At 60.7% G+C, this 17,943-nt stretch carries 15 protein-coding genes; 6 read left to right on the forward strand and 9 right to left on the reverse strand.

The window, feature by feature from the left end:
* The first annotated feature begins 31 nt into the window (after nucleotides 1–31).
* The 4 genes from fabF (at nucleotide 32) to HWX34_RS12615 (ending at nucleotide 4,598) form a co-directional block, all read left to right on the forward strand.
* The gene (gene fabF, locus HWX34_RS12600) at nucleotides 32–1,273 is read left to right on the forward strand and encodes a beta-ketoacyl-ACP synthase II (RefSeq protein ID WP_178972571.1); all 1,242 of its coding nucleotides are present in this window, start codon (nucleotides 32–34) and stop codon (nucleotides 1,271–1,273) included.
* A 128-nt stretch (nucleotides 1,274–1,401) separates the two neighbouring features.
* The gene (locus tag HWX34_RS12605; protein WP_178972572.1) at nucleotides 1,402–2,694 is read left to right on the forward strand and encodes an aminodeoxychorismate synthase component I; all 1,293 of its coding nucleotides are present in this window, start codon (nucleotides 1,402–1,404) and stop codon (nucleotides 2,692–2,694) included.
* Nucleotides 2,694–3,509: an aminodeoxychorismate lyase gene (gene pabC / locus HWX34_RS12610; protein ID WP_178972573.1), complete on the forward strand. Its 816-nt coding sequence runs from the start codon at nucleotides 2,694–2,696 to the stop codon at nucleotides 3,507–3,509. Before HWX34_RS12605 ends, pabC begins: the two co-directional genes overlap by 1 nt.
* A gap of 210 nt (nucleotides 3,510–3,719) precedes the next feature.
* Nucleotides 3,720–4,598 (forward strand): EAL domain-containing protein, encoded by an 879-nt coding sequence (locus HWX34_RS12615; protein WP_178972574.1) that lies wholly within the window; start codon nucleotides 3,720–3,722, stop codon nucleotides 4,596–4,598.
* A gap of 32 nt (nucleotides 4,599–4,630) precedes the next feature.
* Here the strand turns inward: HWX34_RS12615 and HWX34_RS12620 are convergent, their stop codons facing one another.
* Nucleotides 4,631–4,924, reverse strand: a complete 294-nt coding sequence (locus HWX34_RS12620) for a DUF4936 family protein (protein ID WP_178972575.1) — start codon at nucleotides 4,922–4,924, stop codon at nucleotides 4,631–4,633.
* A gap of 134 nt (nucleotides 4,925–5,058) precedes the next feature.
* Here HWX34_RS12620 and HWX34_RS12625 point away from each other — a divergent pair, with 134 nt between their 5' ends.
* Entirely contained in the window at nucleotides 5,059–5,937 is an 879-nt protein-coding gene (locus tag HWX34_RS12625; protein ID WP_255496706.1) for a prephenate dehydrogenase/arogenate dehydrogenase family protein, read from the forward strand.
* Nucleotide 5,938: 1 nt separating this feature from the next.
* The gene (locus tag HWX34_RS12630) at nucleotides 5,939–6,685 is read left to right on the forward strand and encodes an SDR family oxidoreductase (protein ID WP_178972584.1); all 747 of its coding nucleotides are present in this window, start codon (nucleotides 5,939–5,941) and stop codon (nucleotides 6,683–6,685) included.
* Here the strand turns inward: HWX34_RS12630 and HWX34_RS12635 are convergent.
* The 8 genes from HWX34_RS12635 to HWX34_RS12670 all read right to left on the reverse strand — a co-directional run.
* On the reverse strand, nucleotides 6,682–9,813 hold the full coding sequence (locus HWX34_RS12635) for an ImcF-related family protein (protein WP_178972577.1): 3,132 nt from the start codon (nucleotides 9,811–9,813) through the stop codon (nucleotides 6,682–6,684). The two genes, HWX34_RS12630 and HWX34_RS12635, sit on opposite strands and share 4 nt — an antisense overlap.
* Before the next feature lie 137 nt (nucleotides 9,814–9,950).
* The gene (locus HWX34_RS12640; RefSeq protein WP_178972578.1) at nucleotides 9,951–10,238 is read right to left on the reverse strand and encodes a PAAR domain-containing protein; all 288 of its coding nucleotides are present in this window, start codon (nucleotides 10,236–10,238) and stop codon (nucleotides 9,951–9,953) included.
* Entirely contained in the window at nucleotides 10,235–11,386 is a 1,152-nt protein-coding gene (locus HWX34_RS12645; protein WP_178972579.1) for a hypothetical protein, read from the reverse strand. Before HWX34_RS12645 ends, HWX34_RS12640 begins: the two co-directional genes overlap by 4 nt.
* The gene (locus tag HWX34_RS12650) at nucleotides 11,376–12,575 is read right to left on the reverse strand and encodes a DUF6396 domain-containing protein (RefSeq protein WP_178972580.1); all 1,200 of its coding nucleotides are present in this window, start codon (nucleotides 12,573–12,575) and stop codon (nucleotides 11,376–11,378) included. Before HWX34_RS12650 ends, HWX34_RS12645 begins: the two co-directional genes overlap by 11 nt.
* Nucleotides 12,575–13,909 (reverse strand): DUF6396 domain-containing protein, encoded by a 1,335-nt coding sequence (locus HWX34_RS12655; protein ID WP_178972581.1) that lies wholly within the window; start codon nucleotides 13,907–13,909, stop codon nucleotides 12,575–12,577. The genes HWX34_RS12650 and HWX34_RS12655 overlap by 1 nt, the downstream gene beginning before the upstream one ends.
* A complete protein-coding gene (locus HWX34_RS12660; RefSeq protein ID WP_178972582.1) occupies nucleotides 13,909–15,213 on the reverse strand; it encodes a DUF6396 domain-containing protein in 1,305 nt (434 codons plus the stop codon). Before HWX34_RS12660 ends, HWX34_RS12655 begins: the two co-directional genes overlap by 1 nt.
* Nucleotides 15,214–15,216: 3 nt before the next feature.
* Complete coding sequence (locus tag HWX34_RS12665; RefSeq protein ID WP_218645165.1) at nucleotides 15,217–17,379, reverse strand: phospholipase D-like domain-containing protein; 2,163 nt, start codon at nucleotides 17,377–17,379, stop codon at nucleotides 15,217–15,219.
* Nucleotides 17,376–17,943 (reverse strand): hypothetical protein (locus HWX34_RS12670; RefSeq protein ID WP_218645166.1); only part of this gene is annotated, 568 nt, incomplete at its 5' end. The genes HWX34_RS12670 and HWX34_RS12665, both read right to left, overlap by 4 nt.

The raw sequence follows: 17,943 nt of genomic DNA on the forward strand, positions 1-17,943 counted from the left end.
ACTGCCTCCCCTCTACTCACGGAGATTCTTCGTGTCCAAACGCAGAGTTGTAGTAACCGGTCTGGGACATATTTCCCCGGTCGGCAATGATGTTGCCACTGGCTGGGCCAATCTGTTGGCCGGCAAGAGCGGCATTGGCAAAGTGACCCGTTTTGATGCCAGCGACCTGAATTGCCAGATCGCCGGCGAGGTCAAGGACTTCGATATCAGCGCGTATATTTCCCCCAAGGAAGCGCGTCGTTCCGACCTGTTCATCCACTACGGCATTGCAGCAGCGCTGCAAGCTGTGGCAGATGCCGGCCTGGATGATGTGGCAGATCTGGACAAGACCCGCGTTGGCGTCAATATCGGTTCCGGTATCGGCGGTTTGCCGCTGATCGAGGAAACCGGCGTGGCCGTACAGGAAAACGGCATCCGCAAAATCGGTCCTTTCTTCATCCCCGGTTCGCTGATCAACCTGATCGCCGGCCACGTGTCCATCCTGAAGGGCTTTCAAGGCCCGTCGTATGGCATCGTGTCTGCCTGCACCACCGGTGCGCACTGCATCGGCGATGCAGCCCGGATGATTCAGTACGGTGATGCCGACGTGATGGTGGCCGGTGGTGCCGAAGGTGCCATTTCCAAGCTGGGTATGGGCGGTTTTGCCGCCATGAAGGCACTGTCCACCCGCAATGACGAGCCGGAAACCGCGTCCCGTCCGTGGGACAAGGGCCGTGACGGCTTTGTGATGGGCGAAGGTGCCGGTGTGCTGGTGCTGGAAGAATACGAACACGCGGTCAAGCGCGGTGCGCGTATCTATGCCGAGCTGATCGGTTTTGGTATGAGTTCCGATGCCCACCACATTACCGCCCCGAATGCGGATGGCCCGGCCCGCGGCGTGCAGAACGCACTGCGCGACGCCCGGATCAACCCGGATCAGGTGCAGTATGTGAATGCGCACGGCACGTCCACCCCGCTGGGTGATGCCAACGAAACCAGCGCGCTGAAGATTGCCTTTGGTGATCACGCCAAGAAGCTGGTGGTGAACTCCACCAAGTCGATGACCGGCCACTTGCTGGGCGGTGCTGGCGGCGTGGAAGCCATCTACTCCATCCTGGCGCTGTACAACCAGGTATCGCCGCCCACCATCAACCTGCACGAGCAGGATGTGGAAGCCGGTTGTGACCTGGACTACGTGGCCAATACCGCCCGTGACATGAAGATTGACATCGCCATTTCCAACTCGTTTGGTTTTGGTGGTACCAACGGTACCCTGGTGTTCAAGCGCATGTAATGGCGACATCGTGCTGTGGTGCTATTGCAGCGCAGCGCGAAAACGCATTGACAGCCCGAACCGCTGCGATACACTCGCGGCGGTTTTCTTTTTTTGCGGCGCTTGCAATGCCGCTGTGTGGAACAGGCATGTTTACCGAACGACTCGACTTCCTTCCCGACCTGTTGGCCCTGCATGCCGCCCATCGTGCGGAATTTCCCTTCCTGCTGATGTCCTCCGGCGATCAGGGCTGGGACATGCTGTTTGCCGCCGACAGCACCACGCTTTACCACAGTGGGGAAGGGGAGGCGTTTGTTGATACGCTGCGCGGTTTCCAGCCGCAGGCAGTGGATAATCCGCATGGTCTGCCTTTTGTCGGTGGCTATTTCCTTTACCTGGGCTACGACTTGCTGTCGCAGTTCGAGCCCAAAGTGCCAGAAGCATTGCCTGACAGTTTTCCGCTGGCGGCCATGGCGCGGGTGCCGGCTGCGCTGTTGATCAACCGGTGCGAGCAAACCGCCTGGCTGGTGGCCGAAACTGCTGGGCAATTGCAGCATCTGCAACAGCTGGTGCACGGCATTGCGCCATTCAATCCGCATCCGGTCAGCTTGCAATCGCTGCAGGAAGACCCGCCGCAGTGGTATACCGATGCCGTGCTGCGGCTGAAGCAGTACATCTATGAAGGTGATGTGTTCCAGGTGAACATTTCACGCGGCTGGCGTGCCGAACTGGGGAGCGAAGTTGCCGCGCCGGACCTGTTTGCCGCGCTGCGCCGCGCCAACCCCGCGCCGTTTTCCGCGCTGGCGGATTTTGGCAGCGCGCAGATTGTCAGCTCCTCGCCCGAGCGGCTGGTGCGGGTGCGCGATGGCTGGGCCGATACCCGGCCGATTGCCGGCACCCATCCGCGCTCGCCGGACCCGACCGAAGATGCCGCCCTCAAGCAGCGGCTGATTTCCAGCATCAAGGAGCGCGCCGAGCACGTGATGCTGATCGACCTGGAACGCAACGACCTTGGCCGCATCAGCCAGCCCGGCACAGTGGAAGTGGACGAACTGATGGCGGTGGAAAGCTATGCCTACGTTCACCACATCGAATCCAATATCCGTGGCCGCTTGCGCGCGGACATCTCCCCGGCCGACACCATACGTGCGCTATTCCCTGGCGGTACCATCACCGGTTGCCCCAAGGTGCGCACCATGCAAATCATCCGCGAACTGGAAAACAGCGCGCGTCGTGCTTATACCGGCAGCCTGGGTTATCTCAACCGCGATGGCAGCATGGACCTGAATATTTTGATTCGTACCTTCATGCAGGAAGGGCAGCAGCTACGCTTCCGTGCCGGGGGCGGCATCGTGGCGGATTCAGACCCGGAACGTGAATTGCAGGAAACCCGCCATAAGGCACGCGGCCTGCTGCGCGCGCTTGGGGTGGAGCAAGCCTGATGGCGATGCTGATCAACGGCCAGCCGGGCGAGCAGATTTCCGCACTGGATCGTGGCCTGGCCTATGGTGACGGCATTTACCGCACCATCGAAATCCGTGCTGGCCAGCCCCGCTTGTGGGCCTGGCAATACCGGCGGCTGGCGGCCGATGCCAGCCGCTTGCAGCTGCCCGTGCCGGATGCGGCCCTGCTGCTGGATGAGATCGGCCAGCTGGCAGGCGGCCTGGCGCAGGGCGTGGCCAAGATTGTGCTTACCCGTGGTGTCGGTGCGCGCGGCTATGCCATGCCTGCCGATTGTCAGCCCACCCGCATGGTGTCCGTCACCGCCTGGGCCGGTTATCCGCCCGAGCGTGCTCGTGACGGGGTGCATGTGCGCTGGTGTGACACCCGGCTGGCCTGTCAGCCACGGCTGGCCGGTATCAAGCACCTGAACCGGCTGGAGAATGTGCTGGCCCGCTCGGAATGGTCTGACCCGGATATTCACGAAGGCTTGATGCTGGACACCCGTGGCCTGCTGGTGGAAGCCACCATGAGCAATGTCTATCTGGTGCAAGGACAGCAGATCATCACCCCGCGGCTGGACCAGAACGGCGTGCAAGGCATGCTGCGCGACTGGCTGTTTGCCCACGCCCCGCAACTGGGTTACCCGCTGACCGAGACCGAGATTCTGCCTGCGCAACTGCAAGCTGCTGATGCGGTATTCCTGTCCAATAGTCTGATCGGCCTGTGGCCGGTGGTCAGCATCGACGGCCAGAGCCTGCCGCACGATCATCTCTGCTGCGCACAGCTGCAAGCGCTGCTGGCCAGTCAGGCCTAAGCTGGCGTGCTGTTTCTCCTGCCGGGCGACTGCCTTGCCGCAGTGTCGCCTCTCTCGTGTACCTCTGACTTAGATAAAATTTGCATAAGGTTTGCTGATTAAATTATTTCTGGCGCTAAATGGCGCTCGTTATAGTGGCAGCCACGATGAAGGGAGCGGTTTCCCTTCCGTGTTCCGGCCTGCATCCGCGATGCGCCAAGGAGAATCAGCATGGTGGCAGCCAGCCTGCTGGAACAGCTTGCCTGTCAACAGTCCGCCGCACTGGCACCCATCGAACACGACCTGGCCTTCATCAATCAACTGCTGAACGCACACCAGTTCGAACAATACCCTCTCAACCTGCAAGCCGGACGCGTACGTGGCCGCCACGAAGAATGGCGCTTCCGCTCGGTATTCCAGCCGGTGTATGCGCTGGAGGCTGATGGCACTACGCGCTTGTGGTCGGTGGAAGCACTGGCCCGCGTGACCGACAGCTTTGGCGGCCAGTTGATTCCTACCGTATTGTTTGCTGCCGAAACCTCACCGCGACGCTCGGTGTTTCTCGACCGTCAGCTGCGCTGTCTGCACTTGCTCAATTTCCTGTTGCAACACCCAGGGCCGGACCTGATCCTGTCCCTGAATGTGAATGCCCAGCATCTGGTGAATGTCAGCGAGGCGCATGGCCAGTTTTTTGCCGAAGTGCTGCAGCAACTGAATATCCCGGCCAGCCACATCTGTCTGGAAGTGGTGGAGGACGCCGTCAGCGACCCGCTACGCCTGCTGGAAGCCGTGCAGCGCTATCGCAGTCTGGGCTTCAAGATTGCGCTGGACGACTTTGGCCAGGGGGCGTCCAATCTGGAACGTGTCTGGCTGCTGGAGCCGGACTACGTCAAGCTGGACAAGGTGCTGATGCGCCATGCGCTGATGCGCCCCAGCGTTCGCGACAAGCTGGCAAAGCTGGTGGACATTCTGCATCTGCACGGTGCGCTGGTGGTGGGCGAGGGGATAGAGAGCGCAATGCAGCTGGATATCGCCCGTGCTGCCGGCTGTGATTTCGTGCAGGGCTTTCATCTGGCCCGCCCGGCAGAATTGCTCAATCTGCCATTCTGAGCGTGCCAGCCGGTGGCAGCCTGCCCTACGGCTTACGCTTCCAGCGGGACAAACCACTCCATGTGACGTGCGCCCGACAAGGTTTCCAGCCCATGCTCGTGTAGCGCCTGCTGCAACTGCCGCAAAAAGGCCTGCTTATCTGTAATGCCCCGATACACTTCCATCCAGGTTTGTATAGCCTGCTGCGCGCTGTCGTCCTGGCGCCGCATCAGGCTGGTTTCCACGCCCTGTTGCGCCAGTACGGCCTGCATCTGACGCAGTTGGGGCAGTAAAGCCGGCCCGTCGTCGGCGGCAATCTTGTAATACACGTAAAGCTGGCTGGTCATGCTGGGCTTTCCTTCCTGAGGCATGCGGGCTTTGCAGTGGTGCAAAATCGCTTATCATAGACCCTTCGCCCATGTTCGTGGGTGAGCAGAGTCCGGGTGATCGCGCAGGAAAGGGGAGTCGTGTGCAGCAGGGAATGTCCACCTTGGTGGTGGTTGGCGTCGGTTTGATCGGTGGTTCGTTTGCCTTGTCGCTCAAACGCGCAGGCAAGGTGCAGCACGTCATTGGCGTTGGTCGCACACTGGAAAACCTCACCCGTGCGCTGGAGCTGGGTGTGGTGGACGAAATCAGCCAGGACCTGGCCGCCGTGGCCAGCCGGGCCGATATGGTATTGCTGGCCTGCCCGGTGGGGCAGATGGGCCGGATGATGCAGTCCATGGCACCGCATTTGCCGCCGCATGCCATCGTGACCGATGCCGGCAGCACCAAGGGTGATGTAGCCCAGCTGTTTGCCCAATACCTGCCGCAGCAGCTGGCCAACTGTGTACCGGCCCACCCCATTGCCGGGTCTGATTTGTCCGGCGCTGCCGCAGCGCAATACGGCCTGTATGAAAAGCGCAAGGTGGTGCTCACTCCCTTGCCGCAAACCACCATGGCAGCCTGCGATACCGTGGCCGAACTGTGGCAGGCCTGCGGTGCGGTGATTCACCGCATGCGACCGGAAGAACACGACAGCGTGTTTGCCACCGTCAGCCATCTGCCTCACCTGTTGGCTTTTGCCTATGTCGGCATGGTGGCAGGCAAGGAGGACGCGCGGCGCTGCTTTGATTTTGCCGCCACCGGGTTTCGCGATTTCACGCGCATTGCCGGCAGTCACCCGGAAATGTGGAAAGACATCACCATGGCCAATCGCAGCGCCTTGCTGGACGAACTGGAACGCTACCGCCAGGCGCTGGCTACCTTGACTGCCCAGGTAGAGGCCGCCGATGCCGATGCCTTGGCGCAGACTTTCGACACCGCTCGCGCCGCCCGTGTGGGCTGGTATCAACGCTTCCTGCGTGAAGGACAAAGCTGAAGTGGCGCGCACCCTGCTGATTACCGGTGCCTCCCGCGGCATTGGTGCCGCCACTGCCTTGCAGGCGGCAGCGGCCGGTTGGCAGGTGGCCGTCAATTACCGGCAGGATGCCGCTGGCGCAGCACACGTGGTAGCCAGTATTCAGGCCGCCGGTGGTGTGGCACAGGCGTTTCAGGCCGATGTGGCTGAGGAAGCAGACATCATCCGGCTGTTTGACGCTGTGGTTCAGCGTTTTGGTGCGGTGCACGGACTGGTCAACAATGCCGGTAGTACCGCGCCCATGGGCCGCTTGCAGGACTTCAGCGCCGCGCGTATCCAGCATATGCTGCAACTGAATGTGGCCGGCCCCATGCTGTGCTGTCGCGAGGCGGTACGCCATATGTCCACCACAGCCGGTGGGCTAGGCGGGGTCATCGTCAATGTGTCCTCCGCCGCCTCCCGGCTGGGGAGCGCCGGTGAATATGTCGATTACGCCGCCTGCAAAGGGGCCATCGACACCCTGACACTGGGCTTGGCGCGCGAAGTGGCCGCCGAGGGAATCCGCGTCAACGCGGTCCGCCCAGGGCTGATAGAAACCGGCATCCACGCCATCAGCGGCCAGCCCGGCCGGGTGGCCCGGCTGGCACCGGGCGTGCCCATGCAGCGTGGTGGATTGCCCGACGAAGTAGCCGCCGCCATTGTGTGGCTGCTGTCCGATGCCGCCAGCTTTTGCACTGGCAGCATTCTGGATGTCTCCGGCGGGCGTTAGTCCGCTGTCCTGGTTGGAGACTGGGCCGGTGCGCCCGGTAACACAAACACCCGTTCCGGCAGGCTGAATTGGCGCAGCTTGAGCAAGGCCAGCGGGCCATCCGCCGCGCTGGTGCGCAGAATATAGCGCGCTGTCAGCCCATCGGGCAGGGCAAAGTCCAGCTGGTAACGTGCCTTGTCCAGTTGCTCCACCTTGGCCTGCTCCAGCAGACGGATAAACGCCCAACGCCCGTTGAATGCCAGTGTTTGCCGGCTACCGGTCTTCAGCGATTCCCACACCAGTTGACTGCCCGGCTGCTGGGCATGGCCCGGCCAACGTAGTGCGCTCCAGCTGGCTTGCTGGTTGAAATAACTCACGGTTTGCCCATCCACCGTCAGTTCGGTGCGGACCAAACCCGGCATCGCCACCGGCTGCAGTTCAAAGCTATAAGCAGCGTCTCCTTCGGTAAACCAGCGGCTGGCCAGCCGACTGAGGCTGTTGATGGCATTGAGGAAGGCAGCTTCAAACGGTGCAGCATTGGCCAGATTGGGGCTGGGCAGCCATTGGTCACCTTCCTGTACCAGCGCACCGCCCAGTGTTTGCTGCAAGAAGCGGGCAATCTCGCCCTGTTGCGGGGCCAGATAGCGGCCAAGGGCCGGGATGGCGGCATCGTTGTCGGTACTGTTGAAAGGGTAACGTCCGCTCATCTCGCTGCCCCATGGCAGTACGATGCTGCGCCGCCACAGCGCATTGATGTCCGCCGCCGCAGGCAACAGCACTACGGCACCAGCCTCATCTAGCGGGCTGACAAAGGCTTCCTGGGCAAACCCCGCCCATTCCTGGCCCAGGCTGGCGGCCAGCAGGGCGGCGTATTTCTGCCCGTCGCTGATTTCATTCTGCCGTCCCTGGAACAGGGCCTGCGCCAGTTGGCGGGCTGCCGCATCCGGATTGGGGCTGGCGGCCAGTTGTTGCAGCTTCAGCCGTGCTGCGGTGAGGGTTTCCAGATAGCGGGTCAGGCTGACGCTGCTGGCAGGTGTGCTATTGCCCGTGTTATTGCCATCTGGCGGAACGCTGAGTGCCAGCAAGGGGCCAAAGGCGGCGCTCAGCGGGTCGGCATCTGTACCTTGCTCGTTTACCGCCTTCTTGCCCACCAACTGGCGGGTTTTATCCAGCAGATTGCTGGCCAGTGACTTCTCTGCCGCCCCGGCGCGGCCCTGATATTGCAACATCGCCATCAAGGCTTGCAGCGGCGAGCGTTGCGGGTCGGCATAGGCATTCAACTGTTCGCTGGCGGCGGCCAGCGATGTGGTGTTCTGCCAGTGCAGCCGGTTGAGAAAGGCCTGCCAGGCGGCAGCATAATCGGCAAAGTGGCGCTGGCGCAGCCGTTGTGCCAGCAGCGGCCCCTCGATCTTGCTGCTGGCAACGCCCAATACCCAGCCCGCTTCGCTGCCCTGTTTGGGGTCGGCCTGCTCAAACGCCTCCTTCAAATATCCTTCCCAGGCCTCGCGGGTATAAATGCCCGCTACAGTGCCGGGCAGGGCAAACAGCCCGCGGCTATCCACCCCCGGCAGCAGGCTGGCGGCACTGCGTGGCGGGTACTTGGCTGCTGCCTGTTTCAAGATGGTTTGGTACAGCGTGGCATCATCATGCTCGATGCCATTGAGTGACAGCAGCGTTTGGCGTGCCGCAGCCACCACGGCGGGGTCGGCAGCCTGCCGCCAGCCTGCCTGGCTTGGCAGCTGCTGGCTGTAAAAGCGCAGTACATCGGCCCGCCTGCCTTGTGCCAACCCATCCGCCTGCACGAGTTGCGCGCTCAAAAAGGCTGGCTGCGCCCGTACCGGCTGGTCCAGCATCAGGTAGGCCTTCAGGCTGTCATAGCCCTGCCGTTGCGCTTGCTGTAACAAGACATTGTCTCCGCTGTTTAATGGCAGTGCATTCAAGGCCTGCAACACCTGACGCAAATTCTGCCGTGCCGGTTCCACCAGCCAGCGCTGCACGGCCTTGCCATAACCATCCAGCAAGGCCTGCTGTACCGCAGGTAGCTGGTTCAGACCCAGACGCCACCACCACGGCAAGCCCTGACGCTGTGCCTGCTGCAATTGGCTGATATGCTGCTGCACCGTCGCCAGAGCGGGTAGGGCCTGAGGCAGAGAAGCGGCCTGTTGCAGTGCCTGCTGTTGTTTTTTTGCCTGCTGGATTATCTGGAAATTGTGCTGAAACGATAGCGCCACTCCCAATAACAGCAAGCCGACCATGGCAGTGACCGCCCAACCTGCCTTGTCGCTGTGCGACAGCCGGTGCCGACGGGGCGAAAACTGCTGCCAGGGCCGTGTGGTGGTGGGGAGTAGCGCTGTGTCGTCTGCCACCCAGCCTAGCTGTACCAGTGGCTGCCCCGGCGGTAACTGCTGGCTGATGGCGCGTAGCTGCTGTGCCAAGTGTTTGATGATGTCGGGCTGGTCCAGCGCTGCCGACAGCGCCAGACGCTTGTTGTCCGACGACTGCTTTAACACATCCGTCTGCCCCTCCACGGCGAGCGCCCAAGCCAGCTGCTGCAAATCGCGGGTGGTGGTTTCCGTGTTACTGGCATCCCTTAGCTGGCAGACCACCCCTGCGGCAGGCACGGTCCAGCCGCTCAGTGCCAGGCCCAGTGGCAGCCGCCAGCCACTGCGTTGGTTGAAATCCAGCAACTGTTGCAGCGCCGGGCTGCCCACGTCCGGTAGCGTGGGCGTAACCAGCATCACGCCGTCCAGCGGTGGACGCCAATGGCCACGCAGGGTACGCAGCGCTGGTGCTGGGACACTATCCGGTACAGGAATGAACAAGGCCGTGTCGCTTTCCTGCCAGCGCCTGGCTGCTTGATCGTCAGCTGTCGGGAGATCCAGCGGATTCTCGATGACAGCAACCCAGGCTTTGCGCAGACGCTTGCTTGTCAGCGTGCCCAGTTGCTGGCGTACCGATACACTTACTTCTTGCGGCTGAGCCGTATCGCTCAGCCGCCCGGCGTGCTCTGGCAGTGCTTGCCGCAGCCGCCAGCCATGCCAGCAATAGGCAAGCCCCACCCCCAGCAACACCACGACCAGGATGAGCACACTGACCCATAGCCGATCACTGCCTTGTGCATAAAAGCCCGCCAGATACAGGCCAGACATCAGCGTAATGCCCAGCAGCAACAGGGCGAGTGCAGCGGCGAGCTAGCCATAACCGGGGGAGGGGAGTGCATGGTGTTGCTCTGACATTCCTGTGATTCCTTTGATTCCTTGAATAGCAATGACGGTGTGTAACGCGCTTAATCCACCTGCCAGGCAGTACTGGAATGCAGCAAGCGTGGTGGAACCGGGCAGTGGCACATCACCAGGTCATTGTTCAGCGCAACGGTATAGCCATTAAGGCTGCCCACCGAACCACGCGGGCCGTCCGCCACAATGGTTCCCACCTGGCCGCAACGGAAGCATTTGGCCTTGCCACCGACAAAACTCACGCCAATTCCCTCAACAACCGGGCCGTCCGGAATCACATCCAGCACCTCTCCTCCTCCTGTCAGGCTATCGTGCTGACGAATGGCATAGCGACTCATGATTGCTCTCCTTGTTCAAGGTTTGTAGGCGGCAATACCAGGCCCGCCCATGTTTGCGCTGCTTGCTGGACATGCCAGCCCACGGGCTGCCCGCTGAGCTGTGCCCGGTCCAGCGCGCTCAGCAGCAGAACCCAGGGGGCCAATGGGCCGACATCCCCCCAGTAGTCTGGCAATTTCAATGGTGTAGCCACCCATTCAGCCTCTGCAGCGCACGCCACATGCTGTGGCTGCAGCTGGATAAATCCTGGTGCACGGTCTAGGGCGGCATTGTGTTGGGCGCGGCGTAAATCAGCACTGCCTTCAATTTCAACCGGTCGATGCAGCATGGCGCTGGCAGGCACACTGGCTTGCAACAGCAAGGCAAAGCCGGCTTCACACGGCATGGCAGCTTGTCCGGTGGCTGGTGTTCCTGTCGGGATATTCAGGCCAGCCAGCATCACCTGCTTCAGTGGTGCAGCCTCGTCGTGCAACTGGTCAATCCACACATCCAGGTCTTCGATATCGGCCAGGGACTTGACGCGCTGTGGGCAGCGGATTCCCTCTTTTTGCAAGGCAGCCTGAAAAGCCTGCCAACTAGCCGGGCTACCCCGCCATGCCACGGTCTGCGGTTGAGCGGAAACCGGCCAACTGGCAGCCAAACGGCTGGCCAGTGCACCAGCCAGTTGTACCGCGCGACTGGCGTTATCGCTGTCGCTTCCGCTCAGGTCCGGAATATGCCACTCCCCAAATGCCTCGATGGGTGCTGCCCGTGTGGGCGCATCCTCTACCAGTTGCTGGCGATCAGCCTCGTTCAAGCAGGCCGGTCCAAGCAGCACGGAATGCAACACCGCCGCACCTTCCTGCATGCGCCGCTGTTGCCAGGTGTGCTGTGCGGCAAGTTTGCGATTCTGTCGCGCCACCCGCAGCGTCATCACGCTGAAACCAGCCAATATGCTGGCCAGCAATACGCAAGCCACAGCCAAGCCATAACCCAGCGCATGGGTCCAGAAAGTGAGGGAAGAGACCGACTTGTCAGCAGTCTTGGCGTAATACAGTAGCCCCCAGCCCAGGTTGATTGCCAGACAGAGCAGAAACAACCCCAGCAGCCACCACCAGCGTGGCAGCACGGGGTAGCGGAATTGCTGCAAGGGACGCAGGTCATTGCGCATCAATCAACTCCCGATAAGGTGCGCAGGGAAGGCCATTTGTGTGAACGCTTTGCGGGCAGGGCGCGCCTGTTTGGCAGGTGGTGCCCAAGGGCAGGGCCTTGGCTTGCGCAGCCTGGGCTTTTTGCGCTTGCTGGCGTTTAGGGTCGGGGCGGCCGGTGGCTGGGTCCAGCGCCTTGGCCTCGGCCAGTTCGCGGATGCGTTGCTCTGACGGCAGCGGTGGCGGGATATTGGCCTCAAAGTCGCGCAGCCACTGGAATTTGCCATCCCAGGCCGGCAGTGGGGCTGGAGGGGGCGGAATAATCGCGGCCAGATCGGGCAGCACCGGGTTGAAGATTTCGTAGTTCATCAAGGTGCGATTCAGCTGCCGATAACGGTTGGACCGTTCTTCATCCACTGGCAAGGCAAGATAAAACGGGCTTTCTGGATCGTTTTCCTTATAGCCACTGGCTAACCAGGAGGCTGAACCATAATCCCCGGCGCGGGCACCCATCTCAAAATACTTGACCGCTTCGCTGAACTTTCCTTTTCCCTGGTAATTAATACCCATTTCTTGTGCGGACTTACCATGACCCTGTTCCGCTGCACAGCGTTTCATTGCACTGCCGATCAATTGGATAGGAAGCTGACCAATGAATTTCATTTCAAGAATGTCGCCAACATAGTATTGGGCCTCTTTATTGCCCAGGTCGGCGGCTTTGCGGAAGTATTTCAAGGCTAGGTCTTTATTGGCGTCATAGCCGACGCCACCTTCGACATAATGGCCGAGCAGGTAGTAACCGACGGGAATGCCCGCCTTGATCAGGCTGTCGTTGAGGTCGAGCATTTCCTCGATATCGCCGTCAATCACGCCCTGGCTGTACAGGTTTTGCAGATTGAAATTGGCTTTGTAATGGCCATAGGCCGCGGCAATGCGGTAATAGCGCGCCATGTCGGCATAGACGGCGGGCGTGGGGGCGACGATATTGCCGCGCCACAGCCAGCGGGCGTATTTGAACAGTTGATCGGCTTCCGGGTTGAGCGGCGGCAGGCGGTCCTTCTCGTAGGCGCAGCTGAAGGCCAGTTTGGCCTGAACGGCAGAAACATCGGGCATGGCGTGCTCCGGTTTGGCCTGACAGGCCCCCAGCAGCAGGGCCAAGGCCAGTGCGCCAAGCGCCGGACCGAATAAAGGCAACGGGCGCAGTGGGCGCATCAGGCGTACTCCATCAGAATCCAGCGCACCGGCTCTAGCTGGGCGGGGTAGCCCAGCCAGCGCCCCAGTAGCCGGGGGTAGTGCACCGGCACCGGCGGCATCAGGCTGCCCTGGGCAAAAAAGCGCTGCACGTCATACCCCGGCTGGCGGTTGCTGATGCTGTGCGGTGGAAACTGGGCATGCCAGATACCGCTTTGCGGGCAGGGCTCGCCTGTTTGGCAGGTGCTGCCCAAGGGCAGCGCCTTGGCTTGCGCGGCCTGGGCTTTTTGCGCTTGCTGGCGTTTGGGGTCGGGGCGGCCGGTGGCCGGGTCCAGCGCCTTGGCCTCGGCCAGTTCACGGATACGTTGCTCTGTGGGCAGCGGTGGCGGGATGTTGGCCTCAAAGTCGCGCAGCCATTGGAATTTGCCATCCCAGGGTGGCAGCGGGGCTGGAGGGGGCGGAATAATCGCGGCCAGATCGGGTAACACCGGGTTGAAGATTTCGTAGTTCATTAACTGCCGCATCAGGCTTTGATAACGGTCAGACCGTTCTTGATCAATTGGCAGTGCGAGGTAGTCAGAATCGTTGGGATCTTTTGTCTTGAACCCATCCGATAACATCCCTGCCGATAGATAATCCCCAGCACGGGCACCCATCTCAAAATACTTGACTGCTTCGCTGAACTTACCTTTTCCCTGGTAATTAATACCCATTTCTTGTGCGGACTTACCATGACCCTGTTCCGCTGCGCAGCGTTTCATTGCACTGCCGATCAATTGGATAGGAAGCTGACCAATGAATTTCATTTCAAGAATGTCGCCAACATAGTATTGGGCCTCTTTATTGCCCAGGTCGGCGGCTTTGCGGAAGTATTTCAAGGCCAGGTCTGGATTGGCGTCATAGCCGACGCCGCCCTCCACATAATGGCCGAGCAGGTAGTAACCGACGGGAATGCCCGCCTTGATCAGGCTGTCGTTGAGGTCGAGCATTTCCTCGATATCGCCGTCAATCACCCCCTGGCTGTAGAGGTTTTGCAGATTGAAATTGGCTTTGTAATGGCCGTAGGCGGCGGCAATGCGGTAATAGCGCGCCATGTCGGCATAGACGGCGGGCTTGGGGGCGACGATATTGCCGCGCCACAGCCAGCGGGCGTATTTAAACAGCAGATCGGCTTCCGGGTTCAGCGGCGGCAGGCGGTCCTGCTCGTAGGCGCAGCTGAAGGCCAGTTTGGCCTGAACGGCAGAAACATCGGGCATGGCGTGCTGTGGCTGGGCGTGGCAGGCCCCCAGCAGCAGGGCCAAGGCCAGTGCGCCAAGCGCCGGACCGAATGAAGGCAACGGGCGCAGTGGGTGCATCAGGTGTACTCCATCAGAATCCAGCGCACCGGCTCCATCTTGCTGGGGTAGCCCAGCCAGCGTCCCAGCAAGCGGGGGTAGTGCACCGGTACTGGCGGCATCGGGCTGCCTTGGGCAAAAAAGCGTTGTACGTCATAACCCGGCTGGCGGTTGCTGATGCTGTGCGGTGGAAACTGGGCATGCCAGATACCGCTTTGCGGACAGCTCTCGCCGGTGTGGCAGGTGCTGCCCAAGGGTAGTGCCTTGGCTTGCGCGGCCTGGGCTTTTTGCGCCTGTTGGCGTTTGGGGTCGGGTCGGCCGGTGGCTGGGTCCAGCGCCTTGGCCTCGGCCAGTTCGCGGATACGTTGCTCTGTGGGCAGCGGTGGCGGGATATTGGCCTCAAAGTCGCGCAGCCATTGGAATTTGCCATCCCAGGCCGGCAGTGGGGCTGGAGGGGGCGGAATAATCGCGGCCAGATCGGGCAGCACCGGGTTGAAGATTTCGTAGTTCATCAAGGTGCGATTCAGCTGCCGATAACGGTTGGACCGTTCTTCATCCACTGGCAAGGCAAGATAAAACGGGCTTTCTGGATCGTTTTCCTTATAGCCACTGGCTAACCAGGAGGCTGAACCATAATCCCCGGCGCGGGCACCCATCTCAAAATACTTGACCGCTTCGGTAAATTTCTTGTCATATTTTAATTCAACGCCACTCTCTCGGGCTGCCTTGCCATGCCCTTGCTCAGCTGCACAATGTTTCATTTGCAAGCCGATGGAATAAGGAACCGGTTCAGAGATGGTCAGCCGGGTGAGTAAATCACCGACATAGTATTGCGCCTCTTTATTGCCCAGGTCGGCGGCTTTGCGGAAGTATTTCAAGGCCAGTTCTTTATTGGCGTCATAGCCGACGCCGCCCTCCACATAGTGGCCGAGCAGGTAATAGCCAACCGGTATCCCGGCCTTGATCAAGGCATCGTTGAGGTCGAGCATTTCCTCGATATCGCCGTCAATCACGCCTTGGCTATACAGGTTTTGCAGATTGAAATTGGCTTTGTAATGGCCGTAGGCAGCGGCAATGCGGTAATAGCGCGCCATGTCGGCATAGACGGCGGGCTTGGGGGCGACGATATTGCCGCGCCACAGCCAGCGGCCATAGCGGAACAACTGCTCGGCTTCCGGGTTCAGTGGCGGCAGGCGGTCTTGCTCGTAGGTGCAGGTGAAGGCCAGTTTGGCGTGAACGGCAGAAACATCGGGCATGGCATGCTCCGGTTTGGCCTGACAGCCGAGCAGGCACAGGCTGAGTGGCAGGTAGAAGAATAAGCGCATGGTTTAGTCCAGGTCTGACAGGGCGGGGCTGTCGCGGAAGAACTCGACCAGCGAGGCTTCTGGGGATAAATGTTTAGACTGGGCAGCCTTATTCGCATCTAGTAATTTCGCCCACTTGTCATAGGCGTCCTGAGCATCATCAGCCAGACCCCAGGTGATTTTTTTACCAAAATGCCCGGTGGTATGTTGTTTCCACAGCCGCTGACGAAAGGCGCGTGCCACCTTGGCATTGGGCGACATGATATTCAGCTCGCTATCCACCTCCATGCTGCGCACATTGAGATTGGCCGAGCCGTTGGTAATCATCACATCGTCGACAATCATCAGCTTGCTGTGCACATACACCGGCACCCAGCTGGTGTTCTTGATCAGCTGGCGCGGGATGGGGTAGGTCGGGATGCCATTGCGTTTGGCCAGCGACTCCTGGGCGCTGACCAGTTCTGAGACAGGGCGGTACACGTCCGGCTGATAGCCGGGGGAGTCGGGGGCCACCAGGGTGCACAGGTGTATTTTCAGGCCGGGCACGGTTTGCGGCTGGATGGTTTGTTCCTTGCCGCGTTTCTGTGCGGCTTCGCGTGCCACGCGGCTGGCTTGCAGCGCGTCCTTGGCCTTGACTACCTCGTCCCTGGCTTCATTCACCTGTTTGAGCAGGGCCTCATGGCCTGCGCCGCGTTGCGCCTGCGCGGCCGAGCGGTTGACCTGGGATTCCAGCCTGGCTTGCTTGGCTTTTGCTTGTTCCAGTTGCTGCTTGCGCCAGTCGATTTCCTGGCTGCGCGCCACATTGGGGATGGTGTCGGCGCGGCCCAGGCTGTCCAGCATTTTGTAGGTGTTGACCGTGCCTTTGCCGACGCCGTCATCGTCGCTATTGGTGACGACAAACAGGTATAAATCGCCGTACTGACCGGGGTGGGCACCGTGTTGCACCAGGTTTTGCGCGACCTGCTTGATTTCTTCGGCCAGCGGCAGCCAGCGGAAATACTGGTTTTCGATGTAGATCAGGCGGGTGGCGTTGTTGACCGCCTGAAAATACAGCCTGGCAATGTCGGTGCATTTTTCCTGTGGCTGGGTGCGGAACACTTGTGCCATGGTGGCCTGACCCTTGTCATGGCGTAGCAGCGCGCAGGCTTGCGTGGTGTCGCGGTAACGCTGGCTGGCGCGTTGGCGTGCCGGTTCGGCGGCCAGGTCTTCGTCGGTATTGTGTTGCCAGGCTTTGGCAAAGTTATCGTGCAGATACCACAGCACCGGGCCGCTGACCATGGCAGAAATATCCTGGCGCGGGCCGTAGCCATTGCGTCCGGCATCTGGCGCTTTGGGCAGATAGTGGTGGGCCTCGGTATCCCAGTATTCGTCCAGCATGTTGTGGCCCATGACAAAACCAATGGCACGGTCAGGGTCGACATAGTCCACCAGCACGGTTTTTTGGTGATGACTGGGTAAAGCTGCCAAGGCGGCTTTCTGGGTGTCGGACATGGCCTGGCCTGGCAGGCGGCGCAGGCGCTCCATGCGCGCGGCAATTTCCCCACGGTCGAAATTGGAAAACCCCCGCCCATGAAAACGCAGTGTTTTGCCGGCATTGAGCTTTTTCAATTGCGCTCTTTGCAGGCGCAGTGCAAAGGCATCGTTGCCGCCGGTGGCTTCTTCCGGCGCCCTGGTGTCCATATAGGTGGCAAACCAGTATTGATCGTAGGCGAATTGCGCATCGGTCGAGGTGTATTGCCCGCCTTGGCTATAGCTGCGCTTGTCATCCAGGCGGAAGACCTTGTTACGGTTCTTGAGGCCGCCTCCTACCCCCGGCAGATTCGCCTCGCCTGCCATGCCAGAGACATTCAGCCCCAAGGGAGACATATCCCAGCCGAGGACTTTGATGCTGACGCCCTGCTTGGCTTTTTGCTCCAGCAACTGGCCTATCATCAGCGACTTGCCGCCATCGCGGATAAAGAACATGGAAGGCTGAAACCCCCAGCAAATAATGTCGATGCAATGCTTGGCTGCCGCAATGGCCTGATACACCTCGCGGAACGCTTCTTCACCGCAATTGAGTGGCCGATAAGTGGCCTCACACGGCGCATAGTTCGAGCCGTTGACATGCCATTGGGTATTGGCCCTGCCCTTGAGATCGCAGGCGAGGACAGGAACAGTTTGTTGAATCTGCTTGGCGCGGTTCATGATTCCTCCTGATGTTGATGGTCAGTGGCCGCTATGCTGAGCAAGGCTTGATAGCGCTGGCGGATGGTGTCGATGACGCCGGTATCGTCCCAGAGCTTGGGCAGGCCCTGATTGGCCAATTCCCCCTTGTTTGGATTGCTGAAGTCTTGCGCCACCGGAATTTCAAAGCGCGTGCCATTTGCCAATCGCACCTGATAACGCTGGATACCTGCCTCGTGCGTCAGCGGGATGGTGCCATCCGCGCCCATCACGCCCTTGCTGACTTCCACCCCGTTGGCCAGCACGGTATACGGCATGCGTGCCCAGCCTATGCTCCCCTCCGGGCCTTGTTGCAGCTGTAATTGCAACGGCGCCTTCACCTGCGACACCGGGAAATCCGGCAGCCCCACGCTCAGTTGCTGCTTGCCCGTCACCGAGAAGCCGCCAAACACCATGGTCTTGCCCAGCGTACTGATGCCCTCGGCGGTAATGCGCACGGCGTTGCCGCCCACGCTCAGTACAATCTCCTCCTGCGCCGCCAGGCTGATCTTCTGCAGGCTGCGGATTTGCGTGTCCTGGCGCGAG

Source organism: Aquitalea sp. LB_tupeE (assembly GCF_013391415.1).
Classification (GTDB): domain Bacteria; phylum Pseudomonadota; class Gammaproteobacteria; order Burkholderiales; family Chromobacteriaceae; genus Aquitalea.